Source organism: Vibrio sp. Vb1127 (genome assembly GCF_033338735.1).
GTDB lineage: Bacteria > Pseudomonadota > Gammaproteobacteria > Enterobacterales > Vibrionaceae > Vibrio > Vibrio alginolyticus.
The window spans coordinates 1-21,879 of sequence record NZ_JAWOTF010000014.1 but is presented as its reverse complement, the minus strand read 5'-3'; the positions used below and the strand labels follow the sequence as shown (position 1 = coordinate 21,879).

At 45.3% G+C, this 21,879-nt stretch carries 17 protein-coding genes and 1 pseudogene; 7 read left to right on the top strand and 11 right to left on the bottom strand.

Going from position 1 to position 21,879, the window contains the following annotated elements:
- The first annotated feature begins 131 nt into the window (after positions 1-131).
- From R7H07_RS17265 to R7H07_RS17255, 3 genes are all read left to right on the top strand, one after another.
- Positions 132-860, top strand: a complete 729-nt coding sequence (locus tag R7H07_RS17265) for a redoxin family protein (RefSeq protein WP_005382781.1) — start codon at positions 132-134, stop codon at positions 858-860.
- Between the two features lie 190 nt (positions 861-1,050).
- Positions 1,051-2,523 (top strand): dihydrolipoyl dehydrogenase, encoded by a 1,473-nt coding sequence (locus R7H07_RS17260; protein WP_047104141.1) that lies wholly within the window; start codon positions 1,051-1,053, stop codon positions 2,521-2,523.
- Between the two features lie 372 nt (positions 2,524-2,895).
- On the top strand, positions 2,896-3,177 hold the full coding sequence (locus R7H07_RS17255) for a DUF3624 domain-containing protein (protein WP_025768083.1): 282 nt from the start codon (positions 2,896-2,898) through the stop codon (positions 3,175-3,177).
- A gap of 194 nt (positions 3,178-3,371) precedes the next feature.
- Here R7H07_RS17255 and argH read toward each other — a convergent pair whose 3' ends face one another.
- From argH to argC, 4 genes are all read right to left on the bottom strand, one after another.
- Positions 3,372-5,246, bottom strand: a complete 1,875-nt coding sequence (gene argH / locus R7H07_RS17250) for an argininosuccinate lyase (protein ID WP_005381331.1) — start codon at positions 5,244-5,246, stop codon at positions 3,372-3,374.
- A gap of 242 nt (positions 5,247-5,488) precedes the next feature.
- Entirely contained in the window at positions 5,489-6,703 is a 1,215-nt protein-coding gene (locus tag R7H07_RS17245) for an argininosuccinate synthase (RefSeq protein ID WP_025768084.1), read from the bottom strand.
- 84 nt (positions 6,704-6,787) lie between these two features.
- On the bottom strand, positions 6,788-7,579 hold the full coding sequence (argB, locus tag R7H07_RS17240) for an acetylglutamate kinase (protein WP_005381333.1): 792 nt from the start codon (positions 7,577-7,579) through the stop codon (positions 6,788-6,790).
- Between the two features lie 21 nt (positions 7,580-7,600).
- The gene (gene argC, locus R7H07_RS17235; RefSeq protein WP_005381334.1) at positions 7,601-8,605 is read right to left on the bottom strand and encodes an N-acetyl-gamma-glutamyl-phosphate reductase; all 1,005 of its coding nucleotides are present in this window, start codon (positions 8,603-8,605) and stop codon (positions 7,601-7,603) included.
- Between the two features lie 144 nt (positions 8,606-8,749).
- Between argC and argE the strand changes: the two genes are divergently transcribed.
- The 3 genes from argE (at position 8,750) to R7H07_RS17220 (ending at position 13,756) form a co-directional block, all read left to right on the top strand.
- Positions 8,750-9,886, top strand: a complete 1,137-nt coding sequence (argE, locus tag R7H07_RS17230) for an acetylornithine deacetylase (protein ID WP_005381335.1) — start codon at positions 8,750-8,752, stop codon at positions 9,884-9,886.
- A gap of 272 nt (positions 9,887-10,158) precedes the next feature.
- The gene (gene ppc, locus R7H07_RS17225; RefSeq protein ID WP_005381336.1) at positions 10,159-12,792 is read left to right on the top strand and encodes a phosphoenolpyruvate carboxylase; all 2,634 of its coding nucleotides are present in this window, start codon (positions 10,159-10,161) and stop codon (positions 12,790-12,792) included.
- 424 nt (positions 12,793-13,216) lie between these two features.
- Entirely contained in the window at positions 13,217-13,756 is a 540-nt protein-coding gene (locus R7H07_RS17220; protein WP_005382791.1) for a PadR family transcriptional regulator, read from the top strand.
- A 70-nt stretch (positions 13,757-13,826) separates the two neighbouring features.
- On the opposite strand, the gene metF is transcribed toward R7H07_RS17220, so the two are convergent.
- From metF to R7H07_RS17205, 3 genes are all read right to left on the bottom strand, one after another.
- On the bottom strand, positions 13,827-14,729 hold the full coding sequence (gene metF, locus R7H07_RS17215; protein WP_005381345.1) for a methylenetetrahydrofolate reductase: 903 nt from the start codon (positions 14,727-14,729) through the stop codon (positions 13,827-13,829).
- A gap of 262 nt (positions 14,730-14,991) precedes the next feature.
- Positions 14,992-17,400, bottom strand: coding sequence for a bifunctional aspartate kinase/homoserine dehydrogenase II (locus tag R7H07_RS17210; RefSeq protein ID WP_017633523.1), 2,409 nt, complete (start codon positions 17,398-17,400; stop codon positions 14,992-14,994).
- Positions 17,401-17,415: 15 nt separating this feature from the next.
- Entirely contained in the window at positions 17,416-18,576 is a 1,161-nt protein-coding gene (locus R7H07_RS17205; protein WP_005381350.1) for an O-succinylhomoserine (thiol)-lyase, read from the bottom strand.
- Between the two features lie 225 nt (positions 18,577-18,801).
- Here R7H07_RS17205 and metJ point away from each other — a divergent pair, with 225 nt between their 5' ends.
- Positions 18,802-19,122, top strand: coding sequence for a met regulon transcriptional regulator MetJ (gene metJ, locus R7H07_RS17200; protein WP_005381353.1), 321 nt, complete (start codon positions 18,802-18,804; stop codon positions 19,120-19,122).
- A gap of 112 nt (positions 19,123-19,234) precedes the next feature.
- On the opposite strand, the gene R7H07_RS17195 is transcribed toward metJ, so the two are convergent.
- The 4 genes and pseudogenes from R7H07_RS17195 to R7H07_RS17180 form a co-directional block, all read right to left on the bottom strand.
- The gene (locus R7H07_RS17195; RefSeq protein WP_025768085.1) at positions 19,235-20,512 is read right to left on the bottom strand and encodes a malic enzyme-like NAD(P)-binding protein; all 1,278 of its coding nucleotides are present in this window, start codon (positions 20,510-20,512) and stop codon (positions 19,235-19,237) included.
- Between the two features lie 206 nt (positions 20,513-20,718).
- Positions 20,719-21,195, bottom strand: a complete 477-nt coding sequence (bfr, locus tag R7H07_RS17190) for a bacterioferritin (RefSeq protein WP_005381359.1) — start codon at positions 21,193-21,195, stop codon at positions 20,719-20,721.
- Positions 21,196-21,288: 93 nt separating this feature from the next.
- A complete protein-coding gene (locus tag R7H07_RS17185) occupies positions 21,289-21,477 on the bottom strand; it encodes a (2Fe-2S)-binding protein (RefSeq protein ID WP_005381360.1) in 189 nt (62 codons plus the stop codon).
- Between the two features lie 331 nt (positions 21,478-21,808).
- A pseudogene (locus R7H07_RS17180) lies at positions 21,809-21,879 on the bottom strand (elongation factor Tu); the annotation flags it as partial.

Sequence of the window (21,879 nt, the reverse complement as noted above, 5' to 3'; positions counted from 1 at the left end):
TCAAAACCATAACACCAAACGATTAGAGCTATCAAAGGATTTTTACAATAATGGGCTCAACAAAACGAAACAGAGCGACGAAAAACGCTAAGCTCTATACGCATAATTTAAAATAGTTAAAGGAAATCATTATGTTTGTATCTAAAGAAGGTCAACAAGTCCCTCAAGTTACTTTTCCAGTTCGTCAAGGTGACTCTTGGGTGAATGTAACGACCGATGAACTATTTAAAGGTAAGACCGTTATCGTATTTAGCTTACCGGGTGCATTTACTCCAACCTGTTCATCAAGCCATCTACCTCGTTACAACGAATTGTTCCCTGTATTTAAAGAGCACGGAGTGGATGAGATTATTTGTGTCTCGGTCAATGATACGTTCGTGATGAATGCATGGAAACAAGACCAAGAAGCAGAAAACATTACCTTCATCCCGGATGGTAATGGTGAATTCACCGATGGCATGGGTATGTTAGTGGATAAAAATGACATCGGCTTTGGCAAACGTTCATGGCGTTACAGTATGCTAGTAAAAGATGGCGTAGTGGAAAAAATGTTCATTGAGCCAAACGAACCAGGCGACCCATTCAAGGTGTCAGACGCAGATACGATGCTGAACTACATAGCGCCTGACTACAAAACGCAAGAGTCCATCACGGTGTTCACTAAACCAGGCTGCCCTTTCTGTATGAAAGCGAAACAAAATCTGATTGACCACGGTCTTCAATATGAAGAAGTGATTCTGGGTAAAGACGCAACAACAGTTAGTCTACGAGCTATATCTGGTCGCACGACTGTTCCACAAGTCTTTATCGGTGGCAAGCACATCGGCGGTAGCGAAGAGCTAGAAGCGTATCTAGGCTAAGCTGTCCATAGCCTACACCCTCGGTCTCCGGTGCCTTTGGCTCGGAGGCCAACCCTAAACCACTTCTTCTACTAGTCTAGATAAGTAGTTATCTGCCAATAAGGTGACTACTTATCCAGATTCAACTATCCAATTCACTCTCCAAGCTCAATGTAGCTAGCTTGGCTTAGAACAAAAGCGAGAGTTCACGATGAAACAAGTTAATGTCGACGTAGCGATTATTGGTGGCGGGACGGCTGGTCTTGGTGCTTATCGAGCAGCAAAAGCTCATACCAACAGCGTGGTAATGATTGAGGGCGGTCCCTACGGAACAACCTGTGCTCGTGTCGGATGCATGCCGTCTAAGCTGTTAATTGCGGCAGCAGAAAGTGTTCATCAAATCGAAAAAGCACCTGGATTTGGGATACACCCGCAAGGTGAAGTACGAATTAACGGACGAGAAGTTATGGATCGTGTAAAGCGCGAACGCGATCGTTTTGTTGGCTTTGTGCTTGAAAGTGTCGATGATATTCCCGCTGAAGACAAACTATCGGGCTACGCGAAGTTTGCCGATGACCACACTCTCATCATAGATGATCATACTCAGGTCACCGCACAGCGCATTGTTATTGCGACAGGATCTCGTCCAGCATATCCGGCAGCTTGGAATGAACTGGGTGATCGCCTAGTGATTAACGATGATGTATTTGACTGGGATGACTTACCAGAGTCAGTGGCAGTATTTGGCCCAGGAGTCATCGGCCTTGAATTGGGTCAGGCTTTACACCGCCTAGGAGTAAACGTGAAGCTCTTTGGCCTTGGAGGACAAGTGGGCCCACTGACAGACCCAGAGGTGATGGCGTATGCAGATAAAGCCTTTAAGGAAGAGTTCTACCTTGATGCAGATGTAAAAGTCGAAAGTATGAAACGCATTGCTTCGTCAGGCAATGACGGCGAAGACAAGGTCGAAATCCAATTCATCAACCATGATGGTGAATTAGAAACTTTCGTTGTCGATTACGTATTGGCCGCAACGGGTCGTCGTCCAAACGTCGATAAGCTGGCGATCGAGAACACCAATGTGGCTCTCGATGAACGTGGCGTACCAACGGCGGATCACTACACATTGCAAACTTCGGTAGAGAGCATCTTCATCGCAGGTGATGCAAGTAACCAAATTCCACTGCTGCACGAAGCCGCTGACCAAGGCCGTATTGCTGGAGACAACGCAGGCCGTTTCCCAGATATTCGTGCGGGTCTGCGTCGCTCACCAATTTCAGCCGTGTTCTCCGACCCTCAAATTGCTATGGTTGGAGAAACATATAAACAACTAGAAACACGTCTAGGCACATGTGGATGTTTCGCAACCGGTGAAGTCTCGTTTGAAAATCAAGGACGTTCGCGCGTCATGCTTCGTAATAAAGGCATTCTGCATGTCTACGGAGAGCAAGGCACTGGACGTTTTTTAGGTGCAGAAATGATGGGCCCGAATGCAGAGCATCTTGCTCACCTTTTAGCATGGGCGCACCAAAATAGGATGACGATTTCTGAGATGTTAGATATGCCCTTCTATCACCCAGTGATTGAAGAAGGCGTCCGCACCGCTCTACGTGATTTGAATGCAAAACTACACTTAGGGCCAGAAATGGTGAAACATTGTCTTGACTGCGGCCCTGGCTGCTAACGCTTTCAGGCTTCTATCTAAATATAAAGCAAAGCCTCGTCATCAACGAGGCTTTGCTTTGCTACTTCGGCGCAATAAAATCTCTCTTACGCTGCCATCATTGCATAGCGGCTGACCATATAAATCGCGACAACACCGATCATAAAGAACCCACCAGCGATACTCAGCGCAAGTTTCAACTCTGTCGACATCATTATATTTCCTGTTAAAGACTGACAGCACACCATACATCAATTACGTGCCACAAAGCTTTTACAAAGCTAACTTTCCATTTTTGGTTGTGTCATGGCGCTCTAAGCCCGTGTAAGAAACGCTTTCCACCATTTAGTTAGATATATAATCTGAAGCAACACTAATGGTTTGGAAAACACTATGACTTGTCGCCGCTGCGAGGAACATTGGTTTTGGAAAAAACTTGGACGTTGCCAACGATGCTTGGATCAATTGACGGTACTTTCTGTACTGTGTTGGATTGTGTGGTGGTTTACGCTCAAAGATGATCCACAAAGCATCGAGTCGATCGCTTTGATCTTTGCCGGCTTCGCTTTCAACGTTTTGTTGTTTCTACACTTATGGATGCGTTTTGTCATCTTGCCTTGGCAACGTCGAAAGGGACAAAAAAAGGCCAATAAAAAAGAGAAAAGTGACAGATAGAAAAAAGCCCCAAAACCAATGTCAGTTCTGGGGCTCTCTTAGATTCTTCTAAGAAAAAGCAGTGGTACTTTAATAGACCGGGCTTCCTCTCAAAGGTTCCAAATTTTTTCGATTTTTTTAGCGAATACTGATGTAAGTAAACAGGAAAATGACTATGTCATTGAATGCTAATAAAATCACTCCACAACTTCAGTTCATGCCACATGCGTTTTTTGGATCACTTGCTCCATTAAATTGATCTCAAGCGCTACCTCATCACATGCATGTTGACGTGGGCACTGATCGCAATCTTTCAGAACTTTCTCCGGCAGTAATGACTTCGATGTAGGTAAAAAGCTTTGCTTCATAAAGAACTCAGGCGTTCGCGTTAGAACAAAGACTTTCTTGATCGCCATCTGGCGCGCTTTCTCAACCAAATAGTTCACAATCGCACTGCCCTGCCCTTGGCCTTGCCAGCCCGCTTCGATACCAAGAGAGCGTATTTCTGCCAACCCTGAGTCATACACATATAGAGAAGCGCAACCCGTCACTTCACCATGATGCTCAGCCACCGCAAAAGAGCCAATATCTCTCACGAGCTCATTACGAGAGCGCGGAAGATTCTCACCAAGGTTCGCCCAGTAAGCAACCATACCTTCCAACGTTTCAATGTCCGTCAAACGTGCAGGACGCACTTTCACCGCCGAGCTGTCACGCTGGCTCAGGCGCTTATCCGCTTGTTCTACCGCGTAAGCGACCTGGTGAGGCGAAACCCCCCCCAAAGCACAACGCTTTTCCAAACACGAATCGATAGTCAGAATGTCATACACATCCGCTTCAATGACTTCTGAGAAGGCTTTTAACTCTTCGATAGACAGCTCTTCTAGCGCACAACCTTTAGCAATAGCACCAACGACCGCGACACCGACGATGTGGTGAGCTTCACGGAATGGGATGCCTTTCGCCACTAGGTAATCAGCTAACTCCGTCGAGTTTGCGTAACCTTGTTTCGCCGCTTCTAGTGTGCGCTCGCCATTCACTTTAATACCGTCAAAACACAGAGCTGCCATTTCCATGCAGTCGTTCCATGTATCTAAAGCGTCAAACAACCCTTCTTTATCTTCCTGCATGTCTTTGTTGTACGCCAATGGCAAAGCTTTAACTGTCATCATCATGCTCGATAATGCGCCATAGACACGCCCTGTCTTACCACGGATCAACTCAAGTGCATCTGGGTTTTTCTTCTGTGGCATTAATGACGAACCAGATGTCACCGTATCCGCTAACTCAATGAAGTTTGACTCGCCTGAATTGTAGAAGATCATATCTTCTGCAAGACGAGAAAGGTGAAGCATAGAAATCGACGCCACCGACATCAGTTCCATCACATGATCACGATCTGAAACCGAATCTAGTGAATTACGCGTAGCACGGTGGAAACCGAGATTATGTGCTAATTGTTCGCGATCAATCGGATAAGCCGTTCCCGCTAAAGCACCCGAGCCAAGTGGACAAGTGTCGAGACGCTGTAAGGCATCATTCAGACGAGAGTAGTCACGCTCGAACATTTCAACATAAGCCAAGCACCAGTGAGCAAAGGTTACAGGTTGAGCACGCTGAAGATGAGTATAGCCTGGCAATACGGTGCCTTGGTGCTGTTTAGCAACATGGACCATTTGTGCTTGTAGGCGATCTAAAGCAATCAACAATTGCTGACCTTGCTGACGACACCAAAGTTTCAAGTCTGTGGCGACTTGGTCATTACGAGAACGCCCAGTGTGGAGTTTTTTACCTAAATCTCCCACTTTACTGATTAGCTGCTGTTCAACCCAAGAGTGGATATCTTCTGCATCAGAGCGAAGAATTTGGTGAGGGTCTTCCATCACTTCTAACTTCAGCTCATTTAAAGCAAGTTCCAGTTTTTGCTGTTCTTCTGCCGATAGCACATCAACAGAAAGCAGAGCTTTAGACCATGCGATTGAACCTACGATGTCTTGCTCAGCCAATCGGTAGTCAAAACGCAACGAATCATTGAACTCTTTAAATCTGGTGTCTGCCGCTTGGGTAAATCTTCCGCCCCATAATGCCATTGCGTCTCTCCTGATGACTATTGCTTACTCTAACGTTCTCGAATGAGTAGTAACCAATTTGATGGTCATTTGCTCACTTTTTCTTATGTGTCAACGTTACGGCAATTTCGATAAAAAATAAAGTATAAATTCAATATTTTTACATATATATTCAAGCCAAATTTAGGTACCCGCTTTTAGAAACCAAAAGACCCGCCTATAAATGGCGGGTCTTTATTCAATCCAAGATGGATGTTAAGGGATTATTTCTTCTGGCTGTTCAATGCACGAATACGGCTTGATAGCGAGTAAAGACGGATGAACCCACCTGCATGGCTTTGGTCGTAAACTTCATCTTCACCAAAAGTCGCGAACTCTTCTGAATACAAGCTGTTGTCAGAACGTTTTTGCGTGACTGTCGCTTGACCTTTGTAAAGCTTAACAACCACTTCACCGTTAACGTCTTGCGCTAGCTCTTCTGAAGCAGCAAGGATAGATTTACATAGTGGCGTAAACCAACGGCCATCGTATACAAGGTGAGACGCTTTTAGACCTAGCTCCTCACGGAATTCGAATGATGATTTGTCTAGCACAAGCTGCTCTACAGCACGCAGCGCTTCCATCATGATGGTGCCTCCCGGTGTTTCATAGCAACCACGAGACTTCATTCCAACAAGACGGTTTTCCACGATATCGATACGGCCAACACCGTGCTTAGCGCCCTTCTCGTTTAGGTAAACCAGTGCGTTGTATGGTGTCATCACTTCACCATCAACTTCGACCACTTCACCTTTTTCTACTTTCAGCGTGACGTATTCCGCTTCATTTGGCGCTTGCTCTGGGTCGACAGTCCACACCCAGCAGTCTTCGTTTGGTGCGTTCCACGTATCTTCTAAAACGCCGCCTTCCGTCGAAATGTGCCATGCGTTTGCATCACGTGAATAGATCTTAGTAAGAGACGCAGAGCAAGGAATATTACGCTCAGCTAGGTAATCCAAACACTCTTCACGGCTCACTAGGTCCCACTCACGCCAAGGTGCAATCACTTGTAAGTCCGGTGCTAGTGCTGCGAATGCGCCTTCAAAACGTACTTGGTCGTTACCTTTACCTGTACAGCCATGACACAGAGCGTCCGCGCCCACTTGACGTGCCACTTCAACCTGCGCTTTGGCAATGATTGGACGCGCCATTGATGTACCTAGCAGGTACTTACCTTCGTAGTACGCGCCGGTTTTTAGCGTTGGGTAAATGTAGTCTGCGACCATTTCTTCTTTCAAGTCAGCGATGTAGCACTCAGAAGCACCAGAGGCTTTTGCTTTCGCTTCAATGCCTTCTAGCTCTTCGGCACCTTGACCAACATCGGCAACGAAAGCCACTACTTCACAGTCGTAGTTCTCTTTTAGCCACGGGATAATTACTGAAGTATCTAGACCGCCTGAGTATGCGACTACCACTTTATTTACGTTCACTTTGCTCATGTTTTTTCTCCAAACTTAACTGGCGCTGCGCTCGGCGGTCAGTGCCAACTACGACTTCCTAATATTGAATTCTTTTGCTGATGCTTATTGAGGCAAGAATTGAGTACCAATACTTTCACCAGCGAATAACTGTGCTAATTTTTCTGGGTAACGCCAGGTCGCGACTTCAATTGGACGGCCAAGATCATTGGCGGCCTCCAAAGCGGCTTTAACTTTGACGATCATGCCATCGGTGATCACATGTCCATCGATCAACGAGTTAGCTTGCTGCTCTGACAGGGTTTTGATCAAATGGCCTTTTCCATCTAATACACCACTCACGTCTGATAACAGGACTAACTCCGCATCTAATGCGCCCGCAACCGCGACTGCTGCTTGATCAGCATTCACATTCATCATCTGGCCATCTTTGGTTAAACCAATTGAACTGATGATCGGCAGTGCACCTGTGTTTAGCACCGCTTGTAATAGTGCTGAGTCACCCGGTGATGCTTTGCCTACCGCGCCGAGTTCTGGGTCAAGTTCTTCAACAAGACACAAACCACCATCCGCAAGGCTAAGGCCCACAGCGTTAAGACCGTCCGCAATCGCTTGACCTTGAAGTAACTTATTCGCAGTGCCTGCAAGCGCGCCTGCAATCACAGGAATTTGATCGTAAGGTGTTACGCGTAAACCGTTTTTCTTTACGGTTTCAAGCTGAAGCTTTGCCATCAACTCATCAACTAGGTAGCCACCGCCATGAACGATGGCGATTTGTCGCTGTGCCGATTTTTGGTAAGCCGCAATGGCACCAAAAAGTTGGCTTAAGGTTTGAGTGCATGATAGAGCTGCACCACCTAGCTTAATGACTAAAGGAGCTTGATTGGTTTGCGTCATCGCATTTCCCTCTTTCAACGACTACAGCAACGCTGTCAGTTCTGGGTAACCGTAATGAATATTGAGACATTGCATCGCTTGACTCGATGCACCTTTAAGTAGGTTGTCGATAGCTGAAATCACAATGATGTGTTCGCCTTGTACCTTCCAGCCGATATCACAGAAAGGGGTATTTTCGACATCCTGAATACGTGGAATACCGTCGCCTTTAAGACGCACCGCAGGCTTGCCTTGATAAGCTTGTTCAAACGCCTGTGCCACTTGTGCTTCTGTCACACCTTGCGCAAGCTTCATGGTGATAGTGGCAAGAATGCCGCGTTTAAAGTTGCCGAGGTGCGGAGTAAAAATCACATCGCAACCCAAGTGCTGAGCAATCTCTGGCTGGTGACGATGGTTAAATACACCATAGGGTTGCAAGCTCACTTCACAGAAGCTGTTAACCATGGAGGCTTTACGCCCTGCACCTGATACACCACTGGTTGCGTTGATCACTGGCCATTGGTTGGTATCGAGCAACGCATGTTCTAATAAAGGTTTGATTGCAAGCTGTGAAGCGGTTGGGTAGCAACCTGCTACTGCAATCAAAGGAGTGGTTTTTATTGATTCTTGGTTCCACTCAGCTAAGCCGTATGCTGCTTTATCTAGCCAGTTGTTATGTTGATGTGCGAAGCCATAAAAAGTGTCGTAAAAGCCTTCACTTTTCACACGGAATGCACCCGATAAATCGAATACCTGACAGCCTGCCTCCAAGAAAGTTGGGGCTAAATTATGGCTGACTTCGTGAGCCGTTGCCAAAAACACCACGTCCGATTCTTGAGCGATTTGCAGTGGATCCGTTAGTGGTAAAACTGGCATATCAATGATGCCCGCTAGCTTACCGTGCAGCTGCGCGATGCTCTTTCCCGCATCAACACTGTTGGCGGAAACGTATAAACCTGATAGCGTGAGTTGTGGGTGTTTATTAACCATTAACGCTAACTCTGCGCCGGTGTAACCGCTGGCTCCAATAATCGTGGTTTTTAGCATTGTGTGACATCCATATACTTAAAGGCTCAAATGACTATTCATATTTAATTTTTGCTTTATTTTGATTTTTTATTCATTAAATATGATTTAATATGTGTTTTACATTTTTGTGGTCTGTCTGTCAACAGGAGATTTGAAGAATCCATGCAATTACCAACTTTTCTAGAGGTCTATGAAGGACTCATCAGCACCTCTTCTATCAGCTCCACGGATCCGAGCTGGGATCAGGGCAATGCAAAAGTCATCGAAAAACTCGCATCTTGGTTTAAAGATCTGGGTTTTAGCGTTGAAGTGATCGAAGTCGAGCCAGGCAAGCACAATATGATCGCACGTATGGGAGAGGGAGAAGGTGGCCTTTTACTTGCTGGCCATAGTGATACCGTGCCATTCGATCAAGGGCGATGGAATTTTGATCCGCATAAACTGACGGAAAAAGACAACCGCTTCTACGGTTTAGGCACAGCAGACATGAAAGGCTTTTTCGCCTTTATTTATGAAGCAGTGAAGAAAGTCGATTGGAGCAAGCAGAGCAAACCACTTTACGTATTAGCCACTTGTGACGAAGAGACCACCATGTTGGGCGCGCGACATTTCACAGCAAACGCCCCATTTAAGCCGGATTACTGCATCATTGGTGAACCCACCAGCCTTGTACCAATTCGAGGTCATAAAGGGCATGTGGCAAATGCCATTCGCGTAACAGGCAAGTCCGGTCACTCATCGGACCCAGCGCTTGGCGTTAACGCTATTGAGATCATGCATGAAGTCATGTTCGCCATGATGCAACTGCGTGACAAATTGATTAAAGAATATCACCATCCGGGTTTTGCCATTCCAAGCCCAACCCTAAATCTTGGACACATTCATGGTGGTGACAGCGCTAACCGTATTTGTGGTTGCTGCGAACTGCATTACGACGTGCGTCCTCTTCCCGGCATTAGTCTTGATGGTTTAGAGAACATGTTGCGCGGAGCATTAAAAGAAGTCGAAGCGAAATGGCCTGGGAGACTGGAGATTATTCCATTGCATGAGCCTATTCCAGGTTACGAATGCCAACATGACCACCCATTTATTGGTGGTGTTGAAGAGATCTGCCAAACCAGTTCAGAAACCGTGAACTACTGTACTGAAGCACCATTTCTACAGCAGTTGTGTCCAACCTTGGTGCTCGGCCCTGGGTCAATCGACCAAGCCCACCAACCGGATGAGTTTCTATCCTTCGACTTTATCGACCCCACAATTGATGTGCTTTCAAAGGCGATGGTCAAGTACTGCTGTTAATACGCGTTTAAGCTCAAAAGTCTGTGCAGCTCGATTGAGCTGCATCTTTTTATCTTCACAATTTAGCGCTAGTCTTAACACTTATTTAACTTGTTATTTTGTAATTAATTTTCACTTCTTACTCTATGGCTGCCGTAAATTTGCTCTAAATCAGGAGACAGCGGAATAATTGCAAACTTAGTCTGCTTTATTTGACTATAACTGGTGCTTTTCGCTAGATTGGAGTCTTAACAAGGACAATGGATGTAGTTTTTTTACGAGGCAGGACGACAATGAACGAGAAATACGCCGCACTCAAAAGTAATGTGCGCATGTTAGGCCACTTATTGGGTAACACCATTCGCGATGCCCATGGCGAAGAAATCTTCGAGAAAGTGGAAACCATTCGTAAATTATCCAAATCAGCTCAAGCAGGGAATCAAGCAGACAGGGACAGCTTGATCGAAGAAATCAAACATCTACCTGATGAGCAGCTAACGCCCGTTACTCGCGCGTTTAACCAATTTCTAAACCTCACCAATATCGCTGAGCAATACCACACGATTTCACGCCATTGTGAAGAGCACATTTGTGAACCAGACGCGATTAACTCGCTGTTTTCTAAACTGGTACAAAACGATGTGAGCAAACTGGACACTGCCCAAGCGGTTCGTGATCTAAATATTGAATTGGTATTGACGGCTCACCCAACAGAAATTACGCGCCGTACGATGATCAACAAACTGGTCAAGATAAACGAGTGCTTATCAAAGTTGGAGCTAAGCGATCTTTCTTCTAAAGAGCGCAGAAAAACCGAACGCCGCCTAGAGCAACTGATTGCCCAAGGCTGGCATTCAGACGTGATTCGACAACAACGCCCAACTCCGTTGGATGAAGCAAAATGGGGCTTTGCGGTCGTTGAAAACTCGCTATGGGAAGCAGTACCGGACTTCCTACGTGAGATGAATGACCGTCTAAAATCTTACCTTGGAGAAGGTTTACCCATTGATGCTCGCCCAGTGCACTTCTCCTCTTGGATGGGCGGTGACCGTGACGGTAACCCGTTTGTTACTCACAACGTTACGCGTGAAGTCTTACTATTGTCTCGTTGGAAAGCCGCCGATCTTTATCTCAATGACATTAACGAGTTGATCAGCGAGCTGTCTATGACAGTTTCAAACGATCAAGTACGTGAACTTGCTGGCGAAGATCAGCACGAACCATACCGTGCGATCCTGAAGCAATTACGCACTCTGCTCAATGAAACCAAAGATATTCTCGATGCTAAGATCCACGGTCAAAAACTGGCCGTTAAAGCACCACTGCAAAAAGTCGAGCAACTTTGGGAACCGCTGTATGCCTGCTACCAGTCACTAAACGAATGTGGCATGGGTGTAATAGCCAACGGCTCACTACTGGATACACTACGCCGCGTAAAAGCATTTGGTATCCATCTTGTACGTCTTGATATCCGCCAAGAGAGCACGCGTCACTCAGACGTCTTGTCTGAACTAACTCGCTACTTAGGTATTGGTGATTACGAACAATGGAGTGAGCAAGATAAGATTGCTTTTCTAACTAACGAGCTGGCATCTAAACGTCCGCTTCTCCCTCGTGATTGGGAACCGTCTGAACCCGTCAAAGAGGTTTTGGATACCTGCAAGATTGTTGCAGCACAACCGCGTGAAGCGTTTGGCGCTTACGTTATTTCAATGGCACGTACCGCCTCTGACGTACTAGCCGTTCATCTACTGCTACAAGAAGCAGGTTGCCCTTACCGCATGGATGTGTGTCCTCTGTTCGAAACGCTAGACGATTTGAACAACGCAGAATCGGTCATTAAGCAGCTTATGGGGATTGACCTTTACCGTGGTTTTATCCAAAACCACCAGATGGTCATGATTGGTTACTCTGACTCAGCGAAAGATGCAGGTGTTATGTCTGCTGGTTGGGCTCAGTATCATGCGATGGAATCGTTAGTTAAAGTGGCTGAAGAAGAAGGCGTTGAGCTAACTCTATTCCATGGTCGTGGGGGCACAGTCGGTCGCGGTGGCGCACCTGCGCATGCTGCGCTTTTGTCGCAACCACCAAAAAGCTTGAAAGGCGGTTTACGTGTAACAGAGCAAGGCGAAATGATCCGCTTTAAACTGGGACTCCCAGATGTCGCAGTAAACAGCTTTAACCTATATGCAAGTGCGATTCTGGAAGCCAACTTGTTACCGCCACCGGAGCCAAAACAAGAATGGCGCGACTTGATGGAAGTGCTATCAGAAGTAAGCTGTGAGTCTTACCGAAATGTGGTTCGTGGCGAGCCAGATTTCGTGCCTTACTTCCGCCAAGCAACACCAGAACTCGAACTCGGCAAGTTGCCACTTGGTTCTCGTCCTGCAAAACGCAACCCTAAGGGCGGAGTAGAAAGCTTACGTGCAATCCCGTGGATCTTCTCATGGAGTCAAAACCGTTTGGTACTTCCTGCATGGCTAGGCGCAGGTGAAGCGATTCAATACTCGATCGATAAAGGCCACCAAGCATTGCTCGAAGAGATGTGCCGCGAATGGCCATTTTTCTCAACTCGTCTCGGCATGCTGGAAATGGTGTACTCGAAGTGTAATATTGATATCTCTCGCTACTACGATGAGCGATTGGTGGATGAGTCGCTCCGTCCACTCGGTGAAAAGCTTCGTGCTCAGCTTCAAGAAGACATCAAAGCGGTACTGAATGTAGAGAACAATGAAAACTTGATGCAGCATGACCCTTGGGGACTCGAGTCTATTCGCTTACGCAATATCTACGTTGAGCCATTGAATATGCTACAAGCAGAGCTGCTATACCGCACGCGTCAAACCGAAGAAGCTTCTGCAAACTTGGAAGAAGCGTTGATGGTGACGATTGCTGGTATTGCTGCTGGTATGCGCAACACAGGCTAATCGTTTCATTTTTAATAAAAAGCTGGGCAAATGCTCAGCTTTTTTTTATCACAGGATAATCGCACCAAAACAAAAGCAGTCAAATAAACCATAATAGACCCAAAAAATACCAAAATAAAAGAACAAAAAACCACAAGTTAACACTATTGATTATTATGTTAGTTTTTTAGGGTAATTTTGTCCTACTATTCCACTTCATGCTTATTATTTATATACTACTGCCTGCTGAGAGCTCATAAATCCAATCATACCTGCTCCAGCCTTGATGGGACTCCCCATCTCTCTAGGTGATAAACGGCTTTAAGGTGACAGGACCAACATTGTTGGTGCTACTTATACATTAAAAAACTCAAGTGCCAGTAAGAGCGCAGCTGAAAGTATAAGTAGCTTGTTTACAAGTTTATTGACCATTTGGATTGAAGACATGTCATTACCACACGTAATCTTAACTGTTCTTAGCACTCGCGACGCAACCGGTTACGATATCACTAAAGAATTCTCTGCTAGCATCGGTTACTTCTGGAAAGCAAGCCACCAACAGGTGTACCGTGAACTCAACAAAATGGCTGAGAAAGAACTGGTTACTTGCGTATTAGAACCCCAAGAAGGCAAACCAGACCGCAAGGTTTACTCCATTACAGACGCTGGTCGCAGCGCTTTAGGAGAGTGGTTTGATCAACCAACTGCACACCCAACAGTTCGTGATGAGTTTTCAGCGAAATTGATGGCATGTGCCGTTCAACCTGCGGCTCCATTCCGTGACCAACTCGCCGAGCTAGTTGAAGAGTCTCGCAAACTGGTTTCTCACTACAAAGAAATTGAAGCGGCTTACTACGCAACGCCGTCAACTTTAGATAAACAAGCTCGCCTAGAACGTCTAACGCTTCGCCGTAACCTTCTGTTACGTGAAACTTGGATCACTTGGGCAGAAGAAGTTCTAACTGAACTTGAAGTGATTGGTTAAACTCCTTTTGCTTTGATAAAACGAAAAAGGCTTGCCACTTGGCAAGCCTTTTATCTTTTTGAAACCAGATTTACGCACCGACTACTGCGCGAGGACGAACACCCAACGTATGGCATAACGCGTAAGTCATCTCTGCACGGTTTAGTGTGTAGAAGTGAAAGTCCTTAACCCCTTCACGACTCAGTACACGCACCATATCAATAGCTTGGCTAGCTCCTACAAGCTGGCGAGTCACCGGATCATCATCCAAGCCATCGAATTGTTTGCTCATCCATCCTGGTACTTTCACATTGTTCTGTGCCGCAAAGCGAGACGCTTGCTTAAAGTTCGATACAGGCAAAATTCCTGGCACAATTTCTACGTCAATTCCTGCTGCGACACAACGGTCACGGAATCGCAGGTAAGACTCAACGTCAAAAAAGAACTGAGTAATAGCACGGTTTGCACCTGCATCTACCTTACGTTTTAGGTTCAATAAGTCAGACTGAGCGCTTTTAGCTTCAGGGTGAACCTCAGGGAATGCAGCAACGGAGATATCGAAATCGTGGCGTGATTTCAGCAGCTCAACCAAATCCGAGGCATACATATCAGGCGCACCGCCACCTGGAGGAATATCACCACGCAGAGCGACGATATTTTCAATACCATTGTTCCAATAATCATCGGCAATATTAATCAACTCTTCACGAGTCGCATCAATACAAGTGAGATGGGGAGCGGCAACCAATCCGGTTGTTGCTTTAATTTCTTTAATGATGGAGTGTGTTCTGTCACGCTCGCCGGAGTTCGCACCGTAAGTCACAGAAACAAATTTAGGTTGAAGCGTTTTAAGACGGTGCACTGAATTCCAAAGTGTTTCTTCCATCTTAGCGCTGCTTGGCGGAAAAAACTCAAACGATACATTGATGTTATCTGATAACTCAGCAATATTCTGGTTCAAGGCGTCGATATGGCCTGCGTGCGTATATCCCATCTTACTCTCCCTGCGGCACTCCGCCACGAAAACAAATCCTTAAAATCGACGTTTAGACGTCTATATGTCTACAGAATGTATTGAATACGATTTAATGTCAACCTTGTAATTATGAATTTTTCTCAAGTTAATAATGAAGATAGTTCAAGTTTCTACTTGAGCATCATCTCGCCATTTTGCACGGGTTATGACTTCAGTATGGCACTGATAGGGGAATAAAAAACCCTGGATTAATTCCAGGGTTTTTAGGTCAATCGCAACTTTAAAATAAACCAGCCAATCGGTTGAGGTCGGATTGAATAGCGCCGGCTGTCACTTCTCTGCCTGCGCCTGGTCCTCGAATGACCAGAGGGTTATCTTTGTACCACTTGCTCTCTATGGCAAAAATGTTATCGCATGGCAATAAGTTGGCGAGCGCGTGCTCACGAGACAACGCTTCGACTCCCACCGTTGCTTTACCATTTTTTTCTAAACGCGCCACATAGCGAAGCACTTGATCGTTTCTCTGTGCTTTTGTCAGACGCTCTTGAAGTATTTCACTCAACAACGCTCCATTATCGAAGAAATCATCTAAGCTCAGTTCTCTTAATTCTTCTGGCACTAAAGACTCAACTTTAACGCTGTCTGGTTCTATATCTAGGCCCGATTCTCGAGCCAAGATGACTAACTTACGCATTACATCGGAGCCATCTAAATCAGAACGAGGGTCAGGTTCGGTTAACCCTTGCTGCCAAGCAAGATCGACTAAATCATTAAATGGTACAGAACCATCAAACTGTTGGAACAGCCATGATAACGTCCCCGAGAAAATCCCCGATAGAGCGACGATTTCATCCCCACTTTCACGAAGATCTCGCACGGTATGGTTTATCGGTAACCCAGCACCAACCGTTGCGTTGTATAGCCAATGACGACCAATTTTAGCGAATGCATCTTGAACCTGATGGTAGTACTGACTATCTGCGGAACCGGCCACTTTGTTAGCGGAAATCAAATGAATGCCTTGCTGTGCGATTTCTACGTAGCGCTGAGCTAACTCTTTACTCGCGGTAACATCAAGCACGACGGCTTCATCATAGCTTTTAAGTGCTCCCAAACGTGCCAGCCAATCCCCATTGTTTGCTATGCTTTCATCATCAAATCGTTCAGCAACACTCGCCGCCTCAATACCTTGCTCATCGAACCAATAGGTTTGGCTATCCACAACCGCGACAAGATCAAAGCTCATACCATGACGTTTTTCGAGCTCACTTTTTTGCGTAGCAAATAAATTTAGCCAACTAGAACCAATATTACCCTTGCCACATAAAGCCACTGCCACGCGTTTTTGCGCTTGGAACAACTGGCTATGAATCGTTTGAACCAACGCCTCGGTATCAGTACGGCGCAAAACAGCGACTAGGCTCAGCCCTGAGTCTGTTTCAGAGATAAATTCTACCGGAGAGTGCTTTAGCTTCTGATAAAAGCCAAAGCAATGATTGGCGTTTTTCGTAACGCCTGCACCTACCGCAGCTAAGAGCGAGTAACCTTCTTTTAGCTTAATTTCAGCCTCTACCGCAAGCTCTTGCAAGTGTTTCAATGCACCACCGGCGATTTCTGCGGTGTAAGCCAAGCGTAGCGTGTGCTGATCGGATTGAGCTTCAAATGCCAGTGGCTCTAATTGCGCGCGCTGCAACGCTTGTAATACATCACTCTGTGTTTTTTCGAAGTCGTGCCCATGCATGAAAGACAACTGCACCAATAAAACATCATCCAGTGAAGTAATAATTTTAGCGCCACGACCAGATGCCAATACACGCTCAATACGAGTAGAACCCGACTCTGGCAGATAGCTACACTTGAGATTAAGGTCCATGGTACTTTGCGCCACAGGCTGAAGCGTACGACTGTGTAGCACTGGGGCAGCTAAGCGAGCAAGTTCACTGGCTTCATCCAATCGAAGTAACGGTAATAAACAAGCGTCAGACACCAAACGTGGATCGGCACTATAAACACCAGCAACATCACTCCAAATCGTGACAGTACTGACTTCAGCAAGCGCGCCTATGACCGTTGCAGAATAGTCAGAGCCGTTACGACCAAGTAGAATGGTTTCTCCTGCCTCGTTCTGAGCCATAAAGCCAGTAATTACCACACGTTTATGGTTATGCTGCGCGAGGATCTCTTTAATTAAAGGGTATGAACGAGCGCGATCAACCTCTGGTTGAGTTCCCGCTTCTGCACGTAAAAACGCTCGTGCATCTTGTGCAACCGCAGGGATAGAACGTTGAGATAATAACGCGGCCAATAGGCGAGCAGACCATACTTCTCCGTGTCCCAGTACCGCAGCTTTTTGCGCATTAGTGAGTGGTGCAGTCAGCTCCGAGAGAGTACTGAACTCATCATGTAATAAAGCTAACAGCTCTTCTTTTGCTTCACTCTCCAACAAGCTTTCTATTAGCTCAGTTTGGAACTGTCTTAAGCTTTGAAGCGCTTCATGCGCAATTCGGCCATCTTTATTTAACCCTTCCAAAAACTCAATCAAGCGATTAGTGGTTTTTCCTGCAGCAGAGACGACCACAAGATCATTTTCTGTCGAATACTCTTTGAGAATACCCACAACGCGTAAGTAGCATTCTGGGTTTGCTAAGCTACTGCCACCAAACTTATGCAGCTGACGTTGTACAGTCATTGTTATCGTCTCCTATTACTGGGTAGCTTTAGCGAACGCTTGTTCTAAATCTGTGATGAGGTCTTGTGCATCTTCCAAACCGACAGACAAACGCAATAGTTGATGAGAGACCCCAGCCTCCGCCAGTGCCTCCTCACCCATTGCACGGTGAGTCATGGATGCCGGGTGGCAAATCAAACTTTCTACACCACCTAATGATTCAGCTAATGAAAACAGTTGGAGCTCTTTCACAAACACCTTTAACTGCTCAAACGAACCAGCAAACTCAAAACTCAACATAGAGCCAAAGCCCGTTTGCTGCTTTTTAGCAATGTCGTGACCTGGATGTTCCGGCAGGCTTGGATGATAGATAGTTTTAACTAACGCTTGTTTCTGTAGGTAAGCCAGTACCTGCTGTGAGCTCTCTTCATGTACTTTCATACGAGCACCAAGCGTACGAATACCTCGCAGTGTCATGTAACTATCGAAAGGTGTGCCCGTTGCACCAATACAATTGCCCCACCATGCAAGCTCTTCTGCATGCGCTTCTGTGTTGGTGATGATTACCCCACCAATTACGTCCGAATGACCGTTGATGTACTTTGTTGTGGAGTGGATAACAAAATCCGCACCTAGCTCTAAAGGTTTTTGGTACACGGGTGTCAAAAAGGTATTGTCCACCGCAACTAACGCGCCGACTTGTTTCGCTTTTTCACAAGTAGCTGCAATATCCACTACGCGAACCAGAGGGTTTGACGGAGTTTCTAGCAAAATGAGTTTTGGTTTTTGTGCCAATGCAGCATCTAAAGCCTGTTCGTCTGATTGATCGACAAACTGAACCTTAAAATCGCCTTTATTAGCTCGGGTATTAAAAAGACGATAGGTACCACCATAACAATCGTGAGGAGCAATAATGAGATCATCTGGGCCGAGAAAAGCGGAAACCCATAAATTTAATGCCGACGTACCGCAGTTAGTAACAACCGCTCCTTTTCCAGACTCGAGTTCAGATAGCGCACTTTCCAACAGTCCGCGGTTTGGATTACCAGATCGTGTGTAATCATACTTGGGCACTTCACCAAAAGCAGGAAAACCATAGTTAGTGGAAAGATAAATAGGTGGAACGACAGCATGATATTGGCTGTCTGATTCAATACCAGTGCGTACTGCAATGGTCGCAGGTTTGCGAGTGCTCATGGGTGTATCCTTTCACGGGTAATGACTTCTAAATAGGAATGCGCTATATCTAATGAGTAACATAAAGTGATCAACACGCTTCCTTTGCTGTTATGTTCACTTTACTCGTCAAAAAATGAGACGTCAACACTTCTAGACGTCTATATGTCTTTGCTTATGGCGGTAAATGCAGCTAAAATCAGCACCTAAATTATTTTTAACCGATTACATAAATGAAGGTGTGCAATGGCTGACTGGAATGGCGAATACATTAGCCCATATGCAGAGCACGGCAAAAAAAGCGAACAAGTAAAAAAAATTACCGTCTCTATCCCGCTAAAAGTTTTAAAGGTGCTAACTGATGAGCGTACTCGCCGTCAGATCAATAACTTACGCCATGCAACCAATAGCGAATTGCTATGCGAGGCATTTTTGCACGCGTACACAGGTCAGCCACTTCCGACAGATGAAGACCTTCGTAAAGACCGTCCTGATGATATTCCAACAGAAGTAAAAGCGCTGATGACGGAAATGGGCATCGAATTTGAGTCATTCGACGAAGAATAAAAAAGCCTGATAAAATGTTTCAGGTAATAACTCTTGCCTCGAGCCAAATGAATGACATAAAAAATGGGACGCAATAGCGTCCCATTTTTATGTATCACATCAGAAAGATATATTACTCTTCCATGTAGTTTGCAGGCATCTCGATACGAGCTACACCTGAATTAACCGCCGCCTGAGCAACCGCTTTTGCAACACGTGGTAGCAAACGTGAATCCATTGGTTTTGGAATAATATAGTCCGCACCAAACTCTAGCTTATCAACACCTGCAGCCTTCAATACGGCTTCAGGTACAGGCTCTTTTGCTAGCTCACGAATCGCCTCAACGGCTGCAAGTTTCATTTCATCATTGATTTCACTTGCACGCACATCAAGAGCACCGCGGAAAATAAATGGGAAACACAATACGTTGTTAACTTGGTTAGGATAATCACTACGGCCAGTACCCATGATCAAGTCATCACGAACTGCGTGAGCAAGTTCCGGCTTGATTTCAGGATCCGGGTTAGAACATGCGAATACGATTGGCTTATCTGCCATCAACTTCAACGCTTCCGCTGGCAATAGGTTTGGACCAGATACACCTAGGAACAGATCTGCACCTTCAATCACGTCTTCTAGTGTGCGCTTATCTGTATTGTTCGCAAATAGCTGCTTATATTCATTAAGATCATCACGACGAGTGTGAATCACACCTTTGCGATCTAGCATGTAGATTTTTTCGCGCATTGCGCCGCATTTGATCAGAAGCTCCATACACGCTACAGCGGCAGCGCCAGCGCCAAGACAAACAATTGTTGAATCTTCAAGTTTCTTACCTTGAAGTTCGATTGCATTCAGCATACCCGCTGCCGTTACAATAGCAGTACCATGTTGATCATCGTGGAATACTGGTACATCACAACGTTCAATCAGACGCTTTTCAATCTCAAAACAGTCTGGTGCTTTAATATCTTCAAGGTTAATACCGCCAAAAGTGTCTGCAATGCTCGCAACAGTATCAACAAATTCATCGATCGTGCGGTGCTTAACTTCAATATCAATAGAGTCAAGACCTGCAAAACGCTTAAACAGTAACGCTTTACCTTCCATCACTGGCTTAGATGCAAGTGGACCTAGGTTACCTAGACCTAGAATAGCGGTACCGTTAGAAATAACAGCAACCATGTTCCCTTTTGCAGTGTACTTGTACACGTTATCCGGGTTTTGTGCGATTTCACGCACTGGCTCTGCAACTCCTGGGCTGTATGCAAGGGCAAGATCACCCGCCGTTTCCGCAGGCTTTGTCAGTTCGACAGCAATCTTTCCTGGAGTTGGATAAGCATGGTAATCCAATGCTTTTTGGCGATGTTCTTCTTCTGGAGTGGCTGCTTGGTGGTTGTCTTCAGACATGGACGTTTCTCTTTTTTATTTTTAGGTAAGGGGGCATAAATTCTATCGGATAGAAATCAAACTTCATAGGCAAGATTGCGAGCAATATCCTTAAAAAGCCGATAATAAAAGAGATTAGACCAGATAACGGGGTTAAGCACCCGATTTTCGAGTCAGGTGCTCTTTCTTATTACTATTATTGGAGTATGCAAACTTAGATAGTATCGTTACTCTTCGTCCACGTATTGCGCTTGGAGATAATTCTCAATACCAGACATTTCAATCAAGCCAAGTTGCGTCTCTAGCCAATCAACATGTTCTTCTTCATCTTCAAGAATGTCTTGGAATAAATCTCGAGACACATAATCTCGAATGTCTTCAGCGTAAGCAATCGCATCTTTTAAATCTGGAATAGCCGCCATTTCAAGCTTTAAGTCACACTCGAGCATTTCCTTGGTATCTTCACCAATCATCAACTTACCTAAATCTTGTAGGTTCGGTAAGCCTTCAAGGAACAAAATACGCTCAATTAGATGATCGGCATGTTTCATCTCATCGATAGATTCGTGATATTCCTTGTCTGCTAGGTGCTTTAAGCCCCAGTCTTTATACATTCGGGCATGAAGAAAATACTGATTAATAGCGACGAGCTCGTTACCGAGCACTTTATTGAGATGTTGAATGATGATTGGATCGCCTTTCATGACAAAACCCTCCTCTTTGGCTTCATTTAAATGTAGAAGCAAATGAGAAGGTGTCAAAATGTAAGGCAAATAATTACTGCATACTTACAGCAATTAGCTGGCTTGTTTAAATTCCGTGTAACTAGTTTCCGCTAAAATTTCCTTGGCCTGTCTGATGCACTTACCACATTGGCTGCCCAATGCCGTGCACTTTTTGATTCCTTTAATATCTGTTACGCCTTCATCTATCGCCAACTTCCTGATTTTTTTGTCGGAGACACCATGGCAAAGACAAACGTACATACTCAAAAAACCTATAAAACTAATCTGTGACAAACAATATAAACAAGAATAGTTCTTGTTACCAGTCGCATTATGGTATCCGCTCAGAATATTTGGTTATAACGATTTTACCGCTGCAGGAAAAGATCAAAGGGTTAAGAGGGGTGAGTAAAAGCGTTAAGAAATAAAGTCGGTAAAACTCTGTTTTTAAATCGAAAAAGTGACGTCTTTTATTTCAACACTTATAACTAAATGTAATCTAGAAATGAAAAAGGGAAGCCTAAGCTTCCCTTTTCGATGCGCTTTCTTCAAAAAGAAGAACAGTGCAAGATTTCGTTTAATTCGTTATGAATTAGTCGAAGATCTTAGCAACAACACCAGCACCTACTGTACGGCCACCTTCACGGATCGCGAAACGTAGAC